Below are 17887 nucleotides of genomic sequence, written 5' to 3'. Positions count from 1 at the left end.
TTGTTAAACTGTAAGTGAGTCATCTTTATTCCCTCTCTTCATTGTTTATCGTCGTTGAAAACAGTGTTGCCAAGAAGGAATAAAATGACTCTTTTTCTTTTTACACAATTATATGGACTTAATCAATATATTAATATTCAGGGGTGGAAGCAGGATTTTTCAAGTGTTTTACCGAAACAGTTATTACCAAATTAAAAGGAGTGATCATTTGTTAGCAAAAGAAAGAGGCAAACCAATAAAAATTGACCAGTTAGAAGCCCTTTTGAGGGGATTGAACAAAAACCATTCAAAGATTCCTCTCATCGAGCCAGATCTTAAGAAAAGAAAAGCCGGATATAATGGAGAAAAAGCAGTAGATTATCAATTGAGTTTTTTAAAAGATAAAAAATATATGGTATTTAATGATTTAAAACTCCCCTTAGCCCCTGACTACTTCCAAATAGATTCCTTGCTTTTCACCCCTTACTACACACTAATTCTTGAAATAAAGAACATACTAGGCACTCTGACAATCGATTCCGATTTTAATCAGCTGATTAGGAGTTACAACGGGATTGAAAGCGGATTTCAAGACCCTGTCATGCAAGTGAAGCGTCTAAAACTTCTCCTTCAGCAATTCTTCCTTGACCACAAACTCACTATTCCTCCTATTGAATACCTCGTTGTAATAAGTAATCCCGGTACAATTCTTAGAATGTCCAACGGTCAGGATAAAAAGCCCCCTTACGATAAGATTATTCACTCACAAAATCTACTTAGCGAAGTCAGCAAATTGAACAGTATATACAAAGAAGAGAAAGTTAGTAAAAATGAGATGAGAAAAATTAAGAGAGTGCTGCTCAATAAGCACTCAAATATATTTAAGAGTATTTTAACCAATTATAAAATCAGTGAGGATGAGATATTAAAAGGTATTTACTGTGAGATCTGTGCGGGGAAAATGGAGCGGGTGTTTGGAAGTTGGTACTGCAATTACTGTAAGTTTTACTCAAAGACGGCACATGAGCAAAAAATTGAAGATTACTTTTTACTGATAAAACCTTTTATAACTAACAAAGAACTGAGGGGATTTCTTGACATATACTCACGAAAAACAGCAGAAAAAATATTAGCCTCTCTCAACCTCAAAACCACCGGCTCCACCAAAGGCACCATCTACCACAAAGAATTCCACTAACCAACGTTCAGCCCCTAACCCTCCGCCCAGCACACCCTCGTCCCGAACCCAACCGCCTGCCCCAAAGCCGTCCCAATCCCTTGCCAATCCCTACCAAAAAAACACAAACCCACACTGACAAACCATTTCTTTGACATCCCCCTCCAAATCCATTACTATATTAAAATGAATTCCAACTAAATCAATCAGATTAAGGAGGGTTTGGCATGGGAAGCTATGTTCAACCTATAGATGAAACAAAAGGTCCCAAGAAGGGCAGCACTGATTTGAACCCGCCTCAGACTTCATTGGTGGCCGGGGGAGTGATGGTTGCTGCGGTTCTCGGTATCTATTTATTATTTACACAGGAAATTTCGCAAACGGTACTTCTTGTGCTTGGTTTGCTTTTGGGGTATACATTATTTCATGCACGTTTCGGTTTCACCTCTGCGTTCCGCAGGGTGATGTCGGTGGGAAACGGTCAGGCGCTGAGGGCGCATATGCTGATGCTTGCTGTGGCTGTAACTCTGTTTGCTCCAATTCTGGCAACGGGTTATACCTTTTTTGGCGGTGAGGCAGCAGGTTATGTGTCACCGGTCGGGGTGAGCTTGATTGTTGGCGCCTTTATGTTCGGGATCGGCATGCAGCTTGGCGGCGGATGTGCTTCCGGTACATTGTACGCAATCGGCGGCGGACGCTCAGTTATGTTCATCACTTTGTTGTTCTTCATTGTTGGAGCGACAATCGGGGCGGCCCATCTGCCATTCTGGACAGAAGAACTGCCTTCATTTGAACCTATATCACTAGCGACTTCAACCGGATTGGGTTATTTCGGGGCGTGGGCTGTTTCCATTGCATTCTTTGGCTTCATTGCCTGGATCACGTTAAGAATTGAGAAAAAGAAAAACCCGCCTAGAATGGCGCCGCTTCCGTCAACAAAAGGGTGGAAGAGACTTCTTCGCGGATCATGGCCGATGCTGGCAGCTGCGGTTGCCCTTGCGGTTCTGAATGCACTGACTCTGATGACCAGGGGGAATCCTTGGGGAATCACCTCCGCCTTTGCGCTGTGGGGTTCAAAAACCGCGGCAGTCTTCGGTGTGGATGTGGCAAGCTGGGGATACTGGTCAGGAGCGAATGCTGAAGCTCTGCAGGCTTCCATTTTTGCAGATTCCACAACGGTCCTGAACTTTGGTGTCATACTGGGGGCGTTCCTTGCTTCAGCGGCGGGCGGACTGTTCCGTTTTAACAAAATCACCGGCAAAAATGCAGCGGCATCGGTCATCGGCGGTCTGCTGATGGGGTATGGTGCGCGCCTGGCATTCGGATGTAATATCGGTGCTTACTTCGGAGGCATCGCTTCATTCAGCCTTCATGGCTACATCTGGGGGATTCTTGCATTGGCGGGTACATTCCTGGCCCTTTTCCTCAGACCGATGTTTGGATTGTCCGTACCAAAGCCGAAGGACACATTCTGTTAGATCACATAAAAACTCCTGCCTTCAAAACGGCAGGAGTTTTTTTATTCGTTTCCATAGTAAATGACCATATGGCAGACGGCCTGACCGGCAGATGAATTTACGTATTGGTGCCCCGAATCCGCGGCAAAGCGGATGGAACTGCCTTCTTGTAATTCATAGGTTTCGTCTGCGATTTTCAAGGCGATCTTCCCTGAAATCACAGAGATATATTCCTCCACACCCGGGGGATGACCGTCATTTTTATAGGAGCATCCCGGCTTCATCTCGATACGGTAGCTTTCCCATTTCTTAAAAGGGTCAAAAGGGAAAATCGGATAAACAATGTAATTCCCTTCATCCTCGAGAACAGGCTGTACATCCTTGTAATGAGTGATGGACACCTGGTGCCGGGGCTTTTCTATGAGTGAAGAAAATGAAACTTTCAATCCATTCGCGATTTTCCACAGGATGGCTACGGTCGGATTTGAATCACCGCGCTCGATCTGTCCGATCATGGCTTTGCTCACCCCTGTTTCCTCAGCCATCTGCTCCAGGCTCAATCCGCGTTCCCTGCGGATTTTTCGTATGTTCTCACCAATTTGAATCGGGAAATTATCCATAATCAAAAACCTCTCTTGTATACTATAACGTCTGTATGTATAATATAATAAATTATCAAATTATTAAAATAGTTTATTATCTCTATTATAAAGGAAGTGAAGAGATGGAGGCACTGCTTTCTACAAAAAAAGCGAGTGATTTTCGTCAGGGGCTTCAGGGCGGGGTCAGCATAGCCATCGGATACATGCCTGTCGCACTTACATTTGGGTTACTGGCAAGGACTACCGGCCTGACTGTCACCGAGACCGTTTTAATGAGTATGCTTGTATTTGCAGGTGCTGCTCAATACATATCGCTGAGTTTGATTGCGGTGGGGACGGGAATCCTTGAAATCATCCTTACGACGTTCATCGTGAATATCCGGCACTTCCTGATGTCTGCATCACTGAGTGAAAAGCTGGATGATGATGTGCTGTATAAAAAACTGGGCTACGCATTCGGGATCACGGATGAGACATTTACAGTCATCAGTGTGAAAGATGGGAAAGTGAAGACCGGTTTCGCCTTCGGAGTCATATTGATTTCGTATGGCAGCTGGGTGGTCAACTCCGGGATCGGTTATTTTATCGGAGAGATCCTTCCAGGGTTCCTGCAGGCAAGTCTGACCATTGCCCTTTATGCCATGTTCGTCGGACTCCTTGTCCCGTCAATGAAAAAAAGCGTCAAGGTGACTTTTCTGGCAGTGACCGCGGGGGCTTTGAACAGTGTGCTCCTGTTTACCACGAATTTATCGAATGGCTGGTCCATTGTACTGGCAACGCTTGTTTCAGCCATCCTTGTGGAGGCGGTTGTCGTATTGAAACGGAAAGGGGGAGGAGTCAGGGATGAATAATGCTGTAATCTGGATGATCATCGGGATGGCAGTGGTCACCTATATTCCGAGGATGCTCCCTTTTATCGTTTTTAAAGGAAAGGAGCTCCCTCCATTTCTGCAGGGGGTTCTGAAAAATGTGCCGTTTGCAGTTTTGGGTGCCTTGATATTCCCCAGCATTTTATTGATTCAGGAGGGTGATCTTTTATTTGGCCTTGTTGGGACAGTCGCAGCCTTCCTCCTAGCCTTCCTCGGAGCGAATGTGATTGTGGTCGTCATCGGTGCAATTTCCATTTTATCTTTATATTCGGTATTCTTAATGTAAGGAAGAAAGTCACGTGTTTTCCGTGGCTTTTTTGTTTGAATATTCCGTGGCCGGCTGGACCTTATGCTTGTCGCCTCTAAACGAGCCGCCTCCACTTTTCTATTGTCCAGCTGCAGGGCTTAGAGGCACATGTCATAAGCCAAACCGGCCAAGAAGGCAAAGCCCCCCCTTCATGTCCGGTTCGTCTTATGCCACCCGCCTCTGACCAAAGCCCTTCCACTTTTCTTGTTCTATTTAAAAGGACAAGATATTACATATAGTAAGAGAGGAAGGAAGGGAGGAAGGTAATTTGGTAAGAAAGTGGGCTTTCCGGGCGGTGCTTGGTTATTTGCTGCTGGGATTATTTTTATATGTGTATTTGTTTATTCTGGCGGACTCCTCGCTGCCCGGCAGCTTTAAAGGGAGCAGTGCAGATCCTGCCACATTCATGAATGCCAGGCAGATCATGCTGAGTGAGGAATTTTCGAAGTTCAAGAATCTGCTGTTTTTCCTGTCGACGCCTTATGAATGGTTGTTTTATTTCCTGATCCTGATTTTGGGTGTATCGAGAGGGTTTGAAAAATGGGCGAGGGGCACGGCGAAAAACCGCTTCATCCAGACGGCGGTATACTTGTTCTGGTTGTCGCTTGCTTCATTCATTGCCATTTTCCCTTTGCAGTTCATCTCTTATAAAATTTCAAGGACCTATAATATTTCCACACAGAATTTTTCGATGTGGATGAAGGATGAATTGACGGATTTTTGGGTGAACTATTTGATCATGTTCATCATTGTCTCTGTCCTGTATGGCCTTATGAAGAAATTTAAGAACCGATGGTGGCTGGCGGCATGGGCTTTGTCCGTTCCTTTTACGATTTTCATGATGTTCATCCAGCCGGTTGTGATCGATCCTTTGTATAATGATTTCTATCCCCTTAAGGATAAAGCTCTTGAACAAAAGATCCTTACGCTTGCGGATAAAGCGGAAATCCCTGCTGATCATGTGTTCGAGGTGGATATGTCCGAAAAGACCAATTCGCTCAATGCCTATGTAAATGGGGTGGGGTCGAATTCCCGGATCGTTCTTTGGGATACGACACTCAAGCAGCTGACAGATAAAGAAATTCTGTTTGTTATGGCCCATGAAATGGCTCACTATGTAGAAAAGCATATCTATATTGGGATTGCGATATATTTAGTCCTTTCATTCTTCGGCTTGTTCCTGGCATCGAAGCTGATGAGGGGGATCGTGGCGAATTATAAGGACGATATCAAGGTTTCGAATGTATCCAGTCTCAGTTCACTGCCATTATTCCTCCTGATCACAAGCATGCTGATGTTTGCAGTCAGTCCATTTTCGAATTGGATTTCCCGTTACCAGGAAACACGGGCGGATCGGTACGCAATCGAGATGACAGAGGATAAACAGGCTGCCATTACTTCGTTTCAGAAGCTTTCCAAGGTCGGCCTTTCGCAGGTGAATCCGCCGCTCCTGGTGAAAATCTTCCGATACGGGCACCCGACGATGATGGAGCGTCTAATCATGCTGGAGCAGTATGAAAAAGAAGAGAAGGAATAAGGAAAAAGCCTGGTCAATTGACTAGGCTTTTTCCCTTTTACTGATGACGAGATTTTTCTTCTTCTCTGTCATATACGCATAGATGACGTCTTTAGGATGGAGACCTTCCTCAGTTAATTGAGCCATCAGCCAATCCCTGTTTTTCCCGAGCAGGTGCAAGTTGCGTTTTTGGATTTTTCCATCGACTATGACGGAGATGGGGAGTCCTTCGTCATCAACCTTTAAATTCAGGTGCTGAACCGTGACAGGTGTGTTTTCGACTTTTGGGATGACGCTGACTTCCCCTATCGGTTCCAGCATGGCATAATCCACGTCGGAGATTTTCGGATAGCCGTTTGCCCTCAGGATGGAAGCAAGTTGGATAAGGGAAATCTTTGATTTTTCCAGATTGTCTTCGAGGATTTCGCCGTTTTTAATCAGGAGTGTAGGCTCACCCAGGAAGAATTTGTTTCCCCATTGCCATAACGTAAGATGTGAAAAAAGGACATGAAGGGCCACCAATATGACCAGTGCGGTGATGCTCGGCCAGAACTCTGTACTGATCAACGGCTCTGAAGCAATTGTTCCAACAATGATGATGGCGACGAGATCATAGGGCGTCATCTGGACAATGGTCGATTTCCCCATGAGCCTCATGGCGGCGATGGTGACTAAATACAGGATAAGAATCTTGATGAGAATCATGGCGCTCTCTCCAATTAACGGTTTTGCGTTTAGCTTTCACTTATATGCACAAAGTCATTCCCCGGACACAAAAAGGAAGGCCGGCTCGTTATGAGAGCCGGCCTTTCCTTATGAGCCGTATCGGACGTTGATTTCCTTTAATTCTTCGGTGAGTTTTAAAAATAACGATTCATTTCTATGATCCAGGGCTGCATCGATGTCTTCTAAGAGCTTCGTCTTTTGGGACGTGAGGATGATTTCGTTCAGGAGCATATCAATGTAGATTTCCATGACATTTTTCTCGCCATTTCGTTTCCGGGTCATCGCAGAAGCTTTCATCATTTCTGTATAGGACTTTTTATTTTCCAATACGACCACCTCTGAATTCTTTTTATTAGTATATGGAAGGAGAGACAAAAATTCAACCAAAATATTAAATATTCTGATAATTTTTATCGGGAGGACCAGGCTCGGCGGAATAATATCAGAATTTTTTAAAAATAATGGAGACACTTGTCGGTATTTGTGGTATTATTTTGGAGAAATATGTAAAAGGAGGAGAGAATATGAAGGGTAAATCGCGAATTTTGGAAGAATATGAAGTGAATCCTCATACATTGATGTTAAAGCCTGTAGAATATGGTGCCAAGACATTTACTGAAATCATTGAAATGGGGGATGTCATACTTTCTCCGTTTAAACCGATGGACATTTTGAAGAAAAGCTGTGAATTCTTCGGTTCTTCGTACCAAGGAAGGAAGGATGGGACGAAAGAGCTGATCGGTATTTCATATAAGGCCCCAATCATGTTAAACCCTCATATGTCGATGTTTTTATTCCCGACTGTTTCTCCTGTGAAAAGTGAATGTATGTGGATATCCCATTCCCATGTAACGAGTTATGCTGCTGCCGAGAACGGTCAAACCTCCGTGACCTTTCAAAATCGGGAATCCCACCTGGTACCCATTTCATACAGCTCATTTGAAAATCAAATGCTTCGTACTTCCAGCCTTCGAATAGCCTATTCCCAGCGGGTTTCAGAGATGGAAAGTAAATACACGATGAAATCATTCTACCTGAAAAATAAAACAAATGCGTGAGAAGCCTTTAATCACGCTTTTTTCATTTGTTTGGAAGTCAGGCCTGGCGGGGGCTCTCCGGTTTTTCCAACGGGGATTTCGTTTCGAGAAACCGGCGGAATAAATAATGGCGCATTAAATCTTCCACTCTGTTCCGGAGCCGGGGATTAAAGTAGTTGTGATGCTCCTCGTATCCTTTATATATAAACATATACATCGTGAATGCATCGTCCGATTGGAGCCTTTCCACCTTCATCTTATTTACCCTCATATACTTTTTTACATAGGCAAGTTCGCCCTGGATGACTTTCATGGTTTCCTCGATCAGTTCCAGATAAGGACGTTTGAGTTTAAAAGGGCTTTTATCTACGATTTGCAAATCTCGATTCAATATTGTCAGTACCATTGGCAGGTAAATGGCCTGCTCTAAAATGTTTCGGTCATTCTCCGGGATCCGTGTCATATGAAAAGACCTCTTTTCATTCAGTTATCGAACTTATGTTCGTGTTTCTATTTTAAATTGAAATGGATTCACTTTCAATAGCGAAAAATGGAGAATCGGGGATTTGTTGTTAGTATGAAGGAGAAGGGCCTTTCCTATCCGTCTAATGACGAAGCCCGATTTCAATGAGAGAAAGGAAATCAACATTAGCTGTCGAACTAATATATTCAGGAAAAAAGAAAAGGAGCCGGATATTAATGAATCCCAATGCAATCAACATAAAAGATCTATACCAGATAAAAGCTCTTTCGGATCCGCGGTTTTCGCCGGATGGTGATGCGGTGGTTTATGTGCAGACCGTCATGGATGAAGAGAAGGATGATTATCTCTCTTATTTATTCTGTCTTGACACACGCACGGGTAAAACGGCTCAATGGACGTTTGGGGAGGAGAAGGTGTCTTCACCAAGATGGTCGCCGGATGGCGGCCGCATTGCGTTTATATCCAATCGGTCCGGCAGTTCCCAGCTTTATGTGATGAACCGGGATGGCGGGGAGGCGGAGCAGGTGACGAATACACCAAGGGGAATTTCAAATCCTGTCTGGTCCCCGTGCGGAACGAAAGTCGTATGCGTGATCCGTTTGGAAAAAGGCGAATCGCTTCATGATAACAATGAGGAAAAAGAAGATAAAATCAAGCCTTTTGTTGCTTCCTCCATGAAATATAAATCCGATGACCGGGGATTTCATGATGGACGTTATGCCCAGCTTGTGTCGATCGACCTGGAACAAAAAGAGATGAAAAGGCTGACCGATGATGAACATGATTATGCACTGCATGCCTGGCATGGAAGCCATATCGCCTATTCTGCAGACTTTGAAGAAAATAAGGATTTTTCTTTCACCTCAGCACTCTACTTATTCGATATGGAAAAGATGGAATCCAAAAGAGTGTCGGAAGAACAGGGGTACTATGGAGGTGCAAGCTTTTCATATGACGGCAGCTATTTGGCTTATATAGGGCATAACCGGGAATATGAAAATGCCACCCAAAATAAGATTTATCTGTACAACATGAAATCGGGCATCTCCATGCCGCTTATTGAAGCAATGGATCTCCCGGCGGGCGACTATCTCAACAGTGACAGCATACAAGGGGCTTCGCAGTCGGGGATCGTCTGGTCTAAGGATAATGAAAGCCTTTATTTCATCGCATCCGACCGCGGCAATACCATCCTCTATTATGCTCACATAGAGGGCGCGGTTTATCCCGCCCTGTTTGAAGAAGAGCAGCATATTTATGGTTTCGACTTTCACTCGGAAGGACAGCGGGCGGTACTTGCGATGAGTAAACCTGAAGAACCGGGTGAGCTTTATACGCTCCATGTGCCTACCGGAAAGATTGAGAAAATGACGGATGTGAACGGCGGATGGCTGAATGACAGACAGGTTTCTACCCCGGAGATGTTCATGGTTGACGGCAGGGATGGTGTGCCCCTTCAAGGGTGGATCATGAAGCCTGTAGACTTCATTGAAGGAAAGAAATATCCTTTGATCGTAGAAATTCATGGCGGTCCCCATACCATGTATGGCAATACATTCTTTCAAGAAATGCAGCTTCTTGCGGGTGAAGGTTACGGGGTTCTCTACATGAATCCGCGGGGGAGCCATGGGTATGGACAGGCCTTTGTCGATGCAGTGCGGGGGGACTATGGCGGAGGAGACTACCGGGATATCATGGATGCAGTGGACTATGTGCTCGACGGAAATAAGTGGATTGACGAGTCCAGGCTGGGAATCACCGGGGGGAGTTATGGCGGGTTTATGACCAACTGGATCATTTCCCATTCTGACAGGTTTAAAGCTGCCGTTACCCAGAGGTCGATCAGTAACTGGATCAGTTTTTATGGGGTGAGCGATATCGGATATTATTTCTCGGAATGGCAGATGAAATGTGAGCTGCATGATATCGAGACGTTATGGAAGCATTCACCCCTTGCGTATGTGAAGAACATCCAGACACCGCTATTGATCCTTCACAGCGAAAAAGATTACCGCTGCCCGATCGAACAGGCAGAACAATTGTACATAGCCTTAAAGAGGGACGGGAAACAGTCAAGGTTTGTACGGTTCCCAGAATCGAATCACAATCTATCCCGGACCGGGAAACCTTCTTTGAGGGAAGCAAGGCTTCAGGAAATCCTCGATTGGTTCGAAGAATATCTATAAGGGTGGACCGCCAATATGGCGGTCTTTTTTATAACTTTAAATACTGGTGCCGGGAGAATGGGGAACATTATTCAGCTGCCTGCGCAATAATTTAATTCTGATTATGGGGCTGGCTGTTTAAATTTCCTTTCTTTAGGCAAAGGTTTAAATACAAGAGTATGGAATTCTCAAAGTGGTATGATATGATAAAGTGAGCAAGCTAATGTGAATAACGAATGAGAATCGTTCATCGTTGTATAAGGGGAAACATATACTATGGATATTAATGCAATTAAAGAGTGGTTTACCCTCGAAAATATAATGGAAATGATTCAGCAATATAAAGCCCTCGGTCCTTTTGCAGGCATCATGCTGCCGATGCTTGAGGCCTTCCTTCCTTTCCTGCCGCTGGTTGTGTTTGTGATGGCGAATGCCAATGCTTTCGGTTTATGGTTTGGGTTTCTTTTTTCCTGGATCGGTGCGGCTGCCGGGGCATTGATGGTATTTTTATTGGTGAAAAGATATGGAGAAACAAAGGTATTCAGGTTTCTGCGGAATAACCGTCAAGTGAAGAGGCTGACCCGCTGGGTGGACAAACATGGCTTTGGACCATTGTTCCTGCTCCTCTGTTTCCCATTTACTCCTTCAGCGCTCGTAAACGTTGTTGCGGGATTATCCAGCATCAGCATCGCTCAATATATGCTTGCTGTCCTGACGGGGAAAATGGTGATGATCTTTACCATAAGTTTCATCGGGTATGATATCATATCATTAGTGAAACAGCCTGTGCGAACAGTGATAGTAGGTGTCGTCATTTTTGTATTGTGGCTGGTTGGAAAACAAATTGAAATTCGTTTAAATAAAAAGCTCGAGATCGATCAAAGGATTGAACGGAAAAAGCAGGAGGAATCAAATTGAGAGAAGAGGTAAAAAGAGAAGGTCTTGAATGGATCAAAGCCCTGGGAATAGGATTAATTATTTTTATCGTCATTCGAACTTTTCTTTTCTCGAATTATGTGGTGGAAGGCGAATCGATGATGCCCACATTGGAAGATGGGAATAAGCTTGTCGTCAACAAAATCGGCTACCAGCTGGGTGATCTGAAGCGTTTCGATGTAGTGGTCTTCCATGCAAATGAAAAAGAAGATTACGTAAAGAGAATCATCGGCCTGCCTGGTGATAAAGTGGAATATAAAAACGATAAGTTATATGTCAACGGAGAATATTATCCGGAGCCTTACCTTGATAAATTCAAGGAGGAATACGCCGGAAACAAACTGACAGGAGATTTCACCCTTGAAGAAATCACCGGTGAAAAGACGGTACCTGAGGGGAAAGTATTCGTTCTCGGCGACAACCGCAGGGGCAGCATGGACAGCAGATACTTCGGGTTCGTCGACCAGGAGCAGGTTGTCGGGAAAGTCGACCTCAGATACTGGCCGCTCGATGAATGGGATATGCAATTCAAGAACTGATAAACAGGAAGAATTTTGTTCAGGTAGATGAACAGAATTCTTTTTTTTGCTTTAAACAGACGATTTGCAGGTGAAGCAGGACTTCTGCCAAATGTTGTCGAAACGTAATAGGAAGCAGGAGGGGATATGTCAATGAGATTAAAGGGGAAAGTGGCTCTCATCACGGGGGCAGCGAATGGAATCGGATATGCGGCAGCTGAAGTCTTCATAAAAGAAGGCTGTCATGTTGCTTTCGTAGATTTTGATGAAGAAACAGGAAGAGATAAAGAACGAACGTTGAATGAGGCTGGTGCTGGAAAGGCGGTATTCTTCCAAGGGGATGTAGCGGACCGTCAATCTGTGGACAGTTTCGTTTCAGCTGCCAAAGAACATTTCGGAAAGATAGATATACTCATCAATAATGCAGGTATCACCAGGGACGGTATGCTTCATAAACTATCCGAGGAAAACTTTCAAAAAGTGATCGATGTCAATTTGACCGGTGTGTTCAACTGTACGCAGGCCGTCCTTCCCCACCTGGTGGAAAACGGAAAGGGAAAAATCATCAATACTTCTTCGGTAAGCGGAGTATATGGTAATGTTGGACAGACAAATTATGCTGCAGCAAAAGCAGCTGTGGTAGGAATGACTAAAACGTGGGCAAAGGAGCTGGGCAAGAAAGGAATCAATGTCAATGCGGTGGCACCGGGATTCACTGAAACCGGCATGGTTGCTAGCGTCCCTGAGAAAGTGATTGAAGGAATGAAATCGATGATACCGCTCGGGAGGCTTGGCAAGCCTGAAGATATCGCAAAAGCTTATTTATATTTGGCATCCGATGACAGTGATTATGTGAATGGGACCGTCCTTCATGTAGACGGCGGAATCATGATGTAAAAAATCGTACAACAATGAAAGGGGAAGAGAAATTATGAGAAACGTAGTCATCACATCGGCCCTTCGTACACCGGTTGGAGCATTCGGGGGAGCATTCAAAGATTTACTGCCGACAGATTTGATTGTACCTGTCATGAAGGAAGCGGCTAAACAGAGCAAACTGAATTCAAATGAGATCGATGAAGTGATCCTCGGTCATTGTATCCAGCGCACCGATCAGCCCAATACGGCCCGTACTGCTGCGCTGCTTGCAGGCTTTGCCGATACGACAACAGGATTCACGGTTCAGAGACAGTGTGCAAGCGGAATGCAGGCCATCATCTCGGCCGCTATGCAGATCCAGACAGGTTTATCTGATATCGTATTGGCCGGCGGGGTGGAAGCCATGAGCTCCAGTCCGTATATCTTAAAACAACATCGCTTCGGACAGAGGCTGCAGCATGGTGAAATCCGGGATTCGGTGTGGGAAGTGCTTGAGGACCCTATTCACGGCATCATGATGGGTGAGACGGCGGAAAATCTCGCGGAATCACACGATATCTCACGGGAGGAACAGGATCAATTCTCCATGCTGAGTCACCAAAGGGCAGTGAATGCCATCGAAAAAGGATACTTTGACTCACAGATCGTTCCGATTACAGTAAAGGAACGGAAAGGGGAAAAGGTAATCAACAAGGATGAAGGGCCGCGTGCGGGTCTGTCTTCTGACAAGCTTGCGAAATTAAAGCCTGCATTCCGTGAAGGCGGGACTGTGACCGCAGGCAACTCCTCCAGTTTGAACGACGGAGGAGCAGCACTGATCCTGATGAGCGAAGATGAAGCAGAGAAAAGAGGGCTTCAGCCGCTTGCCCGGATTACGGGATACTCCGTAGCAGGTGTCGATCCGAAAGTCATGGGCATCGGACCTGTACCGGCAGTTCAAAAAGGGTTACATAAAGGGAACTGGACATTGGATGAAATTGACTTGTTCGAAATAAATGAGGCCTTTGCCGCACAGTATCTCGCAGTTGAGAAGGAGCTTGGCCTTGACCGTAATAAGGTGAATGTGAATGGAAGCGGCATCAGCATAGGTCATCCAGTCGGATGCACCGGTGCACGTATAGTCGTCTCGCTCGTACATGAACTGAAGAGGCAGGATTTCAAGAAGGGTATTGCTTCCTTGTGTGTAGGTGGAGGCATGGGGGCTTCAGTATTTATCGAAAGTCTGTAAGTTTTATAGGGAAGCGCCGCCCGAGGGTTAGGGACGGCGTTTTTTTTATGCCTACCAACAACGAGTGCTTTTATCCTAACAGGGCATGGTCGTTTTTACTTATTTTTCAAAATTTACATTCATTTTACCCTTTTTCAAAATTTTCTGTTGTACGCTAAAAGTATACCAGCATTAAGGAGGCGTTTACGTTTGAAAAAAGTTTCAGGAAAACTGATGAGTATCTTAACTTTGTCCGTCCTGGTTTTATTGAGCTGCAGCGGTGTACAAGTGGACAAAACTGATGCAGCAGGGAGCGGTACGTGGGATTCACCTTATTCTGTGAGCCAGGCAATCGTCAGTCAGTCAGGTTCAGTCCATTCAGTGGAGGGCTACGTTGTTGGCCAGCCGACCTCGGAGTCATCTGTCGTGACAGAGAGCTTCCCGAATGATTATGCACTGGCTCTGGCTGATACGCCATCGGAAACGAATGTCAATGAAATGATTTATGTACAGATCCCTTCTTCATTCCGTTCGAACTACGGTCTCAGCAGCAATCCGTCCCTTATGGGGCAAAAGCTGAAAGTTACCGGAAGCCTGACAGATTACTTCTCTCATCCAGGTGTGAAGTCGACTTCTGCTTTTGAAGAAGCTGCGGGAGATACCGACCCGGAAGATCCGGCCGATCCTGCTGATCCACCAGCCTATGAAGAATACTATTCAGGTGCAGAAGGAAAAACAGGCTCTGCACTAAAAACGGCTCTGCACGATATCATCGATGAACATACGACGCTATCCTACAGCGAAGTGTGGACAGCGCTTCGGAACACAGACGAAGATCCGGCCAATTCAAACAATGTCATTCTCTTATACTCAGGCCGCTCACAATCAAAGACGACAAACGGCGGCGGTGTGGACGACTGGAACCGGGAACACGTCTGGGCGAAGTCACACGGTGACTTTGGCACTTCCCAGGGACCGGGAACAGACCTTCATCATCTTCGCCCGACCGACGTGACGGTCAATTCCACCAGGGGGAATCTCGACTTTGACAATGGAGGCACCGAACACAGTGAAGCTGCCGGAAATTACTATGATGGAGACTCTTGGGAGCCCCGTGACGAAGTAAAGGGAGACGTTGCCCGCATGATATTCTACATGGCAGTCCGCTATGAAGGGGACAGCGGTGAAGTGGATCTGGAGTTAAATGAGAATGTGAATAACGGAAGTGCACCCTATCACGGGAAAATGTCCGTTCTACTCGAGTGGAACGAGGAAGATCCAGTGGATTCACGGGAAATCCGCCGCAATAATATTATTTATGGAGACTATCAAGGAAACCGGAACCCATTCATTGATCATCCGGAATGGGCGGAGATGATTTGGTAATTGTTCAGGTTGAAGTTTGGCTGCCGGGGGATGGAAATGTCCTCCGTTTTTTTATTTTTGGTTGAATAATGGTAGTTTTTGAGGAGATGAGTCTATTTACTGATCATTTACAGCCCGGGGAACGCACCCGCTCACATTATTAAATGGCGGCAGCCTGAGCTGGCCCCGCTATTTCCTTAATTGTGCCGGTTTCAGGATTATCGTGCCGGAATCCAAATTATTGTTCCTCTTTCCCGATAAATGTGCCGATTGTCGAAAAATATCCATCTCATCCTATTGCTGTAATACCCGGCACCCCTTCCGTGTACTTCCCTTCTGATGACTGACCCTTTTAAGTACAGACCACGGAAATATGAAGGAGGGGGGCGGGTTATTAATATCCATATTTTTCTAAGTGGTGGAATTAATCGCAGAATCGAAAGATTAATGTGTAAAATTAAAAGATTATTAGGCAAAATCGAAGATTCCACTGTCAAACTAAAAGATTCGCTTACATCCAATACAAATGTTACTTCCACCCTCAGTATTTAGACTGCTTAATGATTTAATCCACCATCAGATGCCCCTTTCAATAACCAGCTTATTTGTAACCCCCTCCTCTAAAATAAACCAGAACCAATTCAATCGAATGCTGAACCATCATGGATAAACCATTGTATAATGGTGCCTTTGATGTATCTCGATCTCCTCCAAGAAAAGACTTCAAGTTTGAACCTTTTCAGAATTTTGCGCACCCAATAAAGGAAAAACTATCTACCCTCTCGAATACTGTTAACTCGAGGTGAAAAACAATGAAGCCATTACTTACAGGCAAACAAGTACATTTGACAAGTTTAAGTGAAGACGATGCCGGTCTCCTGGTGAAATGGAGCAGAAATGAAAAACTTCAAAGGCTCTTGGACGCTCTTCCTTACAAACCGAAGTCTGAGGATGACGTGAAGGAATGGATAGGGGGAGAGGATCATAATACCCGCCGTTTCGCTATCCGATTAAAGGACAGCGGGCGCCTGATCGGTTATGCCGAACTTGACGGGATCCTATGGGCGCACCGTGTCGGCGGGCTGTCGATCTTGATCGGCGAAGAAGAATATCAGGGCCGGGGGCTGGGCAGGGAAGCGATGGAATGCCTGCTGGATTTTGCATTTGATGAACTCAATTTGCATCGTATCCAGCTGACTGTATTTTCTTATAATTCACACGCCATCCGTTTGTATGAAAATTTGGGGTTCACAAAAGAAGGCAGTTTCCGCGATTTTCTACAGAGGAATGGAAAACGTCATGATATGCATTTATATGGAATGCTGGAAAATGAATGGCATTCACAGCGAAAAGAAGGATGAATTCCTTCTTTTTTTATTTCCCCCCTGCAAACCGTCTTCCAAATCGCCACTGCTTCTGAATGACAGCAGGCACCCCAGCAGAATATTGACTGTGAAACACACAACCAGCAATATCAGGGACTGAGCATAGCCCAGCTTCATCGCAGCGAGAGGGGCAAGGCTGGTCCCGCCCAATAAGATGAACGAGTAGAGGCTGAGCGCCTGGCTCCTTTCCCCTTTGCTGATATCCCCGATCAGGGTGATGACGGTAGGGATCAATAGGGAAATCGAAGAAACAAATAGAATGGAAGAAGTCATCAGAATCAGCGGATGGACGGTATATACGCTGATAAACGAAATGACAAAGGACAGGATGGCAAGTGTGAATCCAATGAATAATGTCTTATAGGCTCCAAGTTTTTCTAGCAGTCTTCCGGTATATAGAGAGAGTGAAACACCGATCAAGCCTGTAAGTCGTGTTTGTAAAAGGAGATCATCTTTCCCCGAAAGAAATCTTGTTAAACTGTCATAATAAACGACGAAAGAAGAGAGAAGAGTAAATACAATAACATAAAGCATAAGAAGCTTCTTGTTTTGCAGCAGCCTGAAAAAGATGACTGCCGGCTGACTGTCGGAATTGTCTGCAGAAACAGGAGTCCCCGGCAGTATTTTCTTCCCCGTGAGGAAAAGAAAAAGATACATAATGGAAAAGAATATGAATACAGCTGTCCAATGGCTGATTTTCGTGATCCCCTCGCTCAATAACTGACCAAGGATACCTGCAAAGAGAAACCCCGAATTGATCAAGGCGAGGAGCAGTGTACGACTTTTACCTCCAAACAGGTCATACGTATAGGAAAATGCAACCGGTGCAAAGCTCCCTAAACAAAACCCCTGCAGCCCCCTCGTAATGGATAAACTCCAGGAATCGAAAGAGAACATGACCAGTGCAGTTGAGAGGGCGGAAACAAGCATGCCAAAGATTAATATTTCTTTCTTCCCGAACCGGTCTGCTATATTAGCGAATGTCAATAAACCGCAAGCATAAAAAAATGTAAACGAACTGCCGGCAACAACGACTGCTTCTGAAGGGATTCCTAAAGATGAGGCTATCTCGCCGTAAATAGGGATGAATGTATAGATATTGCATGCAACCATGATGCCCATGCTGACCAGTAAAATAGAAATCAATTTAAAGGAAATCTGCATAATCACGCTCACCTGCCTTCTTTACTCTATGCGGAAGCTCCCAAATATTTTCATGATAGAATGAAGCAGGATGGATTTGTTCAGAGAGAGAATGGTTTATAATGGACCTATACA

18 protein-coding genes are annotated in these 17887 nt (G+C 45.0%); 13 read left to right on the top strand and 5 right to left on the bottom strand.

Going from position 1 to position 17887, the window contains the following annotated elements:
* The first annotated feature begins 208 nt into the window (after positions 1–208).
* Together BHE18_RS09005 and BHE18_RS09000 are read left to right on the top strand one after the other, a co-directional pair.
* The gene (locus BHE18_RS09005; RefSeq protein ID WP_071618216.1) at positions 209–1177 is read left to right on the top strand and encodes a nuclease-related domain-containing protein; all 969 of its coding nucleotides are present in this window, start codon (positions 209–211) and stop codon (positions 1175–1177) included.
* A gap of 206 nt (positions 1178–1383) precedes the next feature.
* Positions 1384–2634: a YeeE/YedE family protein gene (locus BHE18_RS09000; RefSeq protein WP_071618215.1), complete on the top strand. Its 1251-nt coding sequence runs from the start codon at positions 1384–1386 to the stop codon at positions 2632–2634.
* Positions 2635–2675: 41 nt separating this feature from the next.
* On the opposite strand, the gene BHE18_RS08995 is transcribed toward BHE18_RS09000, so the two are convergent.
* Positions 2676–3233: a helix-turn-helix domain-containing protein gene (locus tag BHE18_RS08995; RefSeq protein ID WP_071618214.1), complete on the bottom strand. Its 558-nt coding sequence runs from the start codon at positions 3231–3233 to the stop codon at positions 2676–2678.
* Between the two features lie 104 nt (positions 3234–3337).
* On the opposite strand from BHE18_RS08995, the gene BHE18_RS08990 reads away from it, so the two are divergent.
* The 3 genes from BHE18_RS08990 to BHE18_RS08980 all read left to right on the top strand — a co-directional run bounded on the left by BHE18_RS08990 (position 3338) and on the right by BHE18_RS08980 (position 5928).
* Complete coding sequence (locus BHE18_RS08990; protein WP_071618213.1) at positions 3338–4066, top strand: AzlC family ABC transporter permease; 729 nt, start codon at positions 3338–3340, stop codon at positions 4064–4066.
* Positions 4059–4370: an AzlD domain-containing protein gene (locus BHE18_RS08985; RefSeq protein WP_071618212.1), complete on the top strand. Its 312-nt coding sequence runs from the start codon at positions 4059–4061 to the stop codon at positions 4368–4370. The genes BHE18_RS08990 and BHE18_RS08985 overlap by 8 nt, the downstream gene beginning before the upstream one ends.
* Before the next feature lie 289 nt (positions 4371–4659).
* Complete coding sequence (locus tag BHE18_RS08980; protein WP_071618211.1) at positions 4660–5928, top strand: M48 family metallopeptidase; 1269 nt, start codon at positions 4660–4662, stop codon at positions 5926–5928.
* A 21-nt stretch (positions 5929–5949) separates the two neighbouring features.
* Here the strand turns inward: BHE18_RS08980 and BHE18_RS08975 are convergent, their stop codons facing one another.
* Together BHE18_RS08975 and BHE18_RS08970 are read right to left on the bottom strand one after the other, a co-directional pair.
* Entirely contained in the window at positions 5950–6612 is a 663-nt protein-coding gene (locus BHE18_RS08975) for a DUF421 domain-containing protein (RefSeq protein ID WP_071618210.1), read from the bottom strand.
* A 108-nt stretch (positions 6613–6720) separates the two neighbouring features.
* A complete protein-coding gene (locus BHE18_RS08970) occupies positions 6721–6960 on the bottom strand; it encodes an IDEAL domain-containing protein (protein WP_171910679.1) in 240 nt (79 codons plus the stop codon).
* A gap of 197 nt (positions 6961–7157) precedes the next feature.
* Between BHE18_RS08970 and BHE18_RS08965 the strand changes: the two genes are divergently transcribed.
* Positions 7158–7691: a competence protein ComK gene (locus BHE18_RS08965; protein ID WP_071618209.1), complete on the top strand. Its 534-nt coding sequence runs from the start codon at positions 7158–7160 to the stop codon at positions 7689–7691.
* A 37-nt stretch (positions 7692–7728) separates the two neighbouring features.
* On the opposite strand, the gene BHE18_RS08960 is transcribed toward BHE18_RS08965, so the two are convergent.
* On the bottom strand, positions 7729–8133 hold the full coding sequence (locus tag BHE18_RS08960; protein ID WP_071618208.1) for a hypothetical protein: 405 nt from the start codon (positions 8131–8133) through the stop codon (positions 7729–7731).
* A gap of 236 nt (positions 8134–8369) precedes the next feature.
* On the opposite strand from BHE18_RS08960, the gene BHE18_RS08955 reads away from it, so the two are divergent.
* From BHE18_RS08955 to BHE18_RS08925, 7 genes are all read left to right on the top strand, one after another.
* Positions 8370–10340, top strand: a complete 1971-nt coding sequence (locus BHE18_RS08955; protein ID WP_071618207.1) for a S9 family peptidase — start codon at positions 8370–8372, stop codon at positions 10338–10340.
* A 255-nt stretch (positions 10341–10595) separates the two neighbouring features.
* The gene (locus BHE18_RS08950) at positions 10596–11237 is read left to right on the top strand and encodes a TVP38/TMEM64 family protein (protein WP_071618206.1); all 642 of its coding nucleotides are present in this window, start codon (positions 10596–10598) and stop codon (positions 11235–11237) included.
* The gene (gene lepB / locus BHE18_RS08945) at positions 11234–11794 is read left to right on the top strand and encodes a signal peptidase I (RefSeq protein ID WP_071618205.1); all 561 of its coding nucleotides are present in this window, start codon (positions 11234–11236) and stop codon (positions 11792–11794) included. Before BHE18_RS08950 ends, lepB begins: the two co-directional genes overlap by 4 nt.
* Before the next feature lie 132 nt (positions 11795–11926).
* On the top strand, positions 11927–12670 hold the full coding sequence (gene fabG, locus BHE18_RS08940) for a 3-oxoacyl-ACP reductase FabG (protein WP_071618204.1): 744 nt from the start codon (positions 11927–11929) through the stop codon (positions 12668–12670).
* 34 nt (positions 12671–12704) lie between these two features.
* A complete protein-coding gene (locus BHE18_RS08935) occupies positions 12705–13880 on the top strand; it encodes a thiolase family protein (RefSeq protein WP_071618203.1) in 1176 nt (391 codons plus the stop codon).
* A 189-nt stretch (positions 13881–14069) separates the two neighbouring features.
* Complete coding sequence (locus BHE18_RS08930) at positions 14070–15245, top strand: endonuclease (protein ID WP_440480380.1); 1176 nt, start codon at positions 14070–14072, stop codon at positions 15243–15245.
* Positions 15246–16036: 791 nt separating this feature from the next.
* A complete protein-coding gene (locus BHE18_RS08925; RefSeq protein ID WP_071618202.1) occupies positions 16037–16585 on the top strand; it encodes a GNAT family N-acetyltransferase in 549 nt (182 codons plus the stop codon).
* Here the strand turns inward: BHE18_RS08925 and BHE18_RS08920 are convergent.
* The gene (locus BHE18_RS08920) at positions 16565–17773 is read right to left on the bottom strand and encodes an MFS transporter (RefSeq protein ID WP_071618201.1); all 1209 of its coding nucleotides are present in this window, start codon (positions 17771–17773) and stop codon (positions 16565–16567) included. The two genes, BHE18_RS08925 and BHE18_RS08920, sit on opposite strands and share 21 nt — an antisense overlap.
* Between the last annotated feature and the right edge of the window lie 114 nt (positions 17774–17887).

Origin of the sequence: Rossellomorea aquimaris (assembly GCF_001877785.1) — a bacterium.
Lineage (GTDB): Bacteria > Bacillota > Bacilli > Bacillales > Bacillaceae_B > Rossellomorea > Rossellomorea aquimaris_A.
This window is presented reverse-complemented; position numbering and strand designations above follow the sequence as displayed.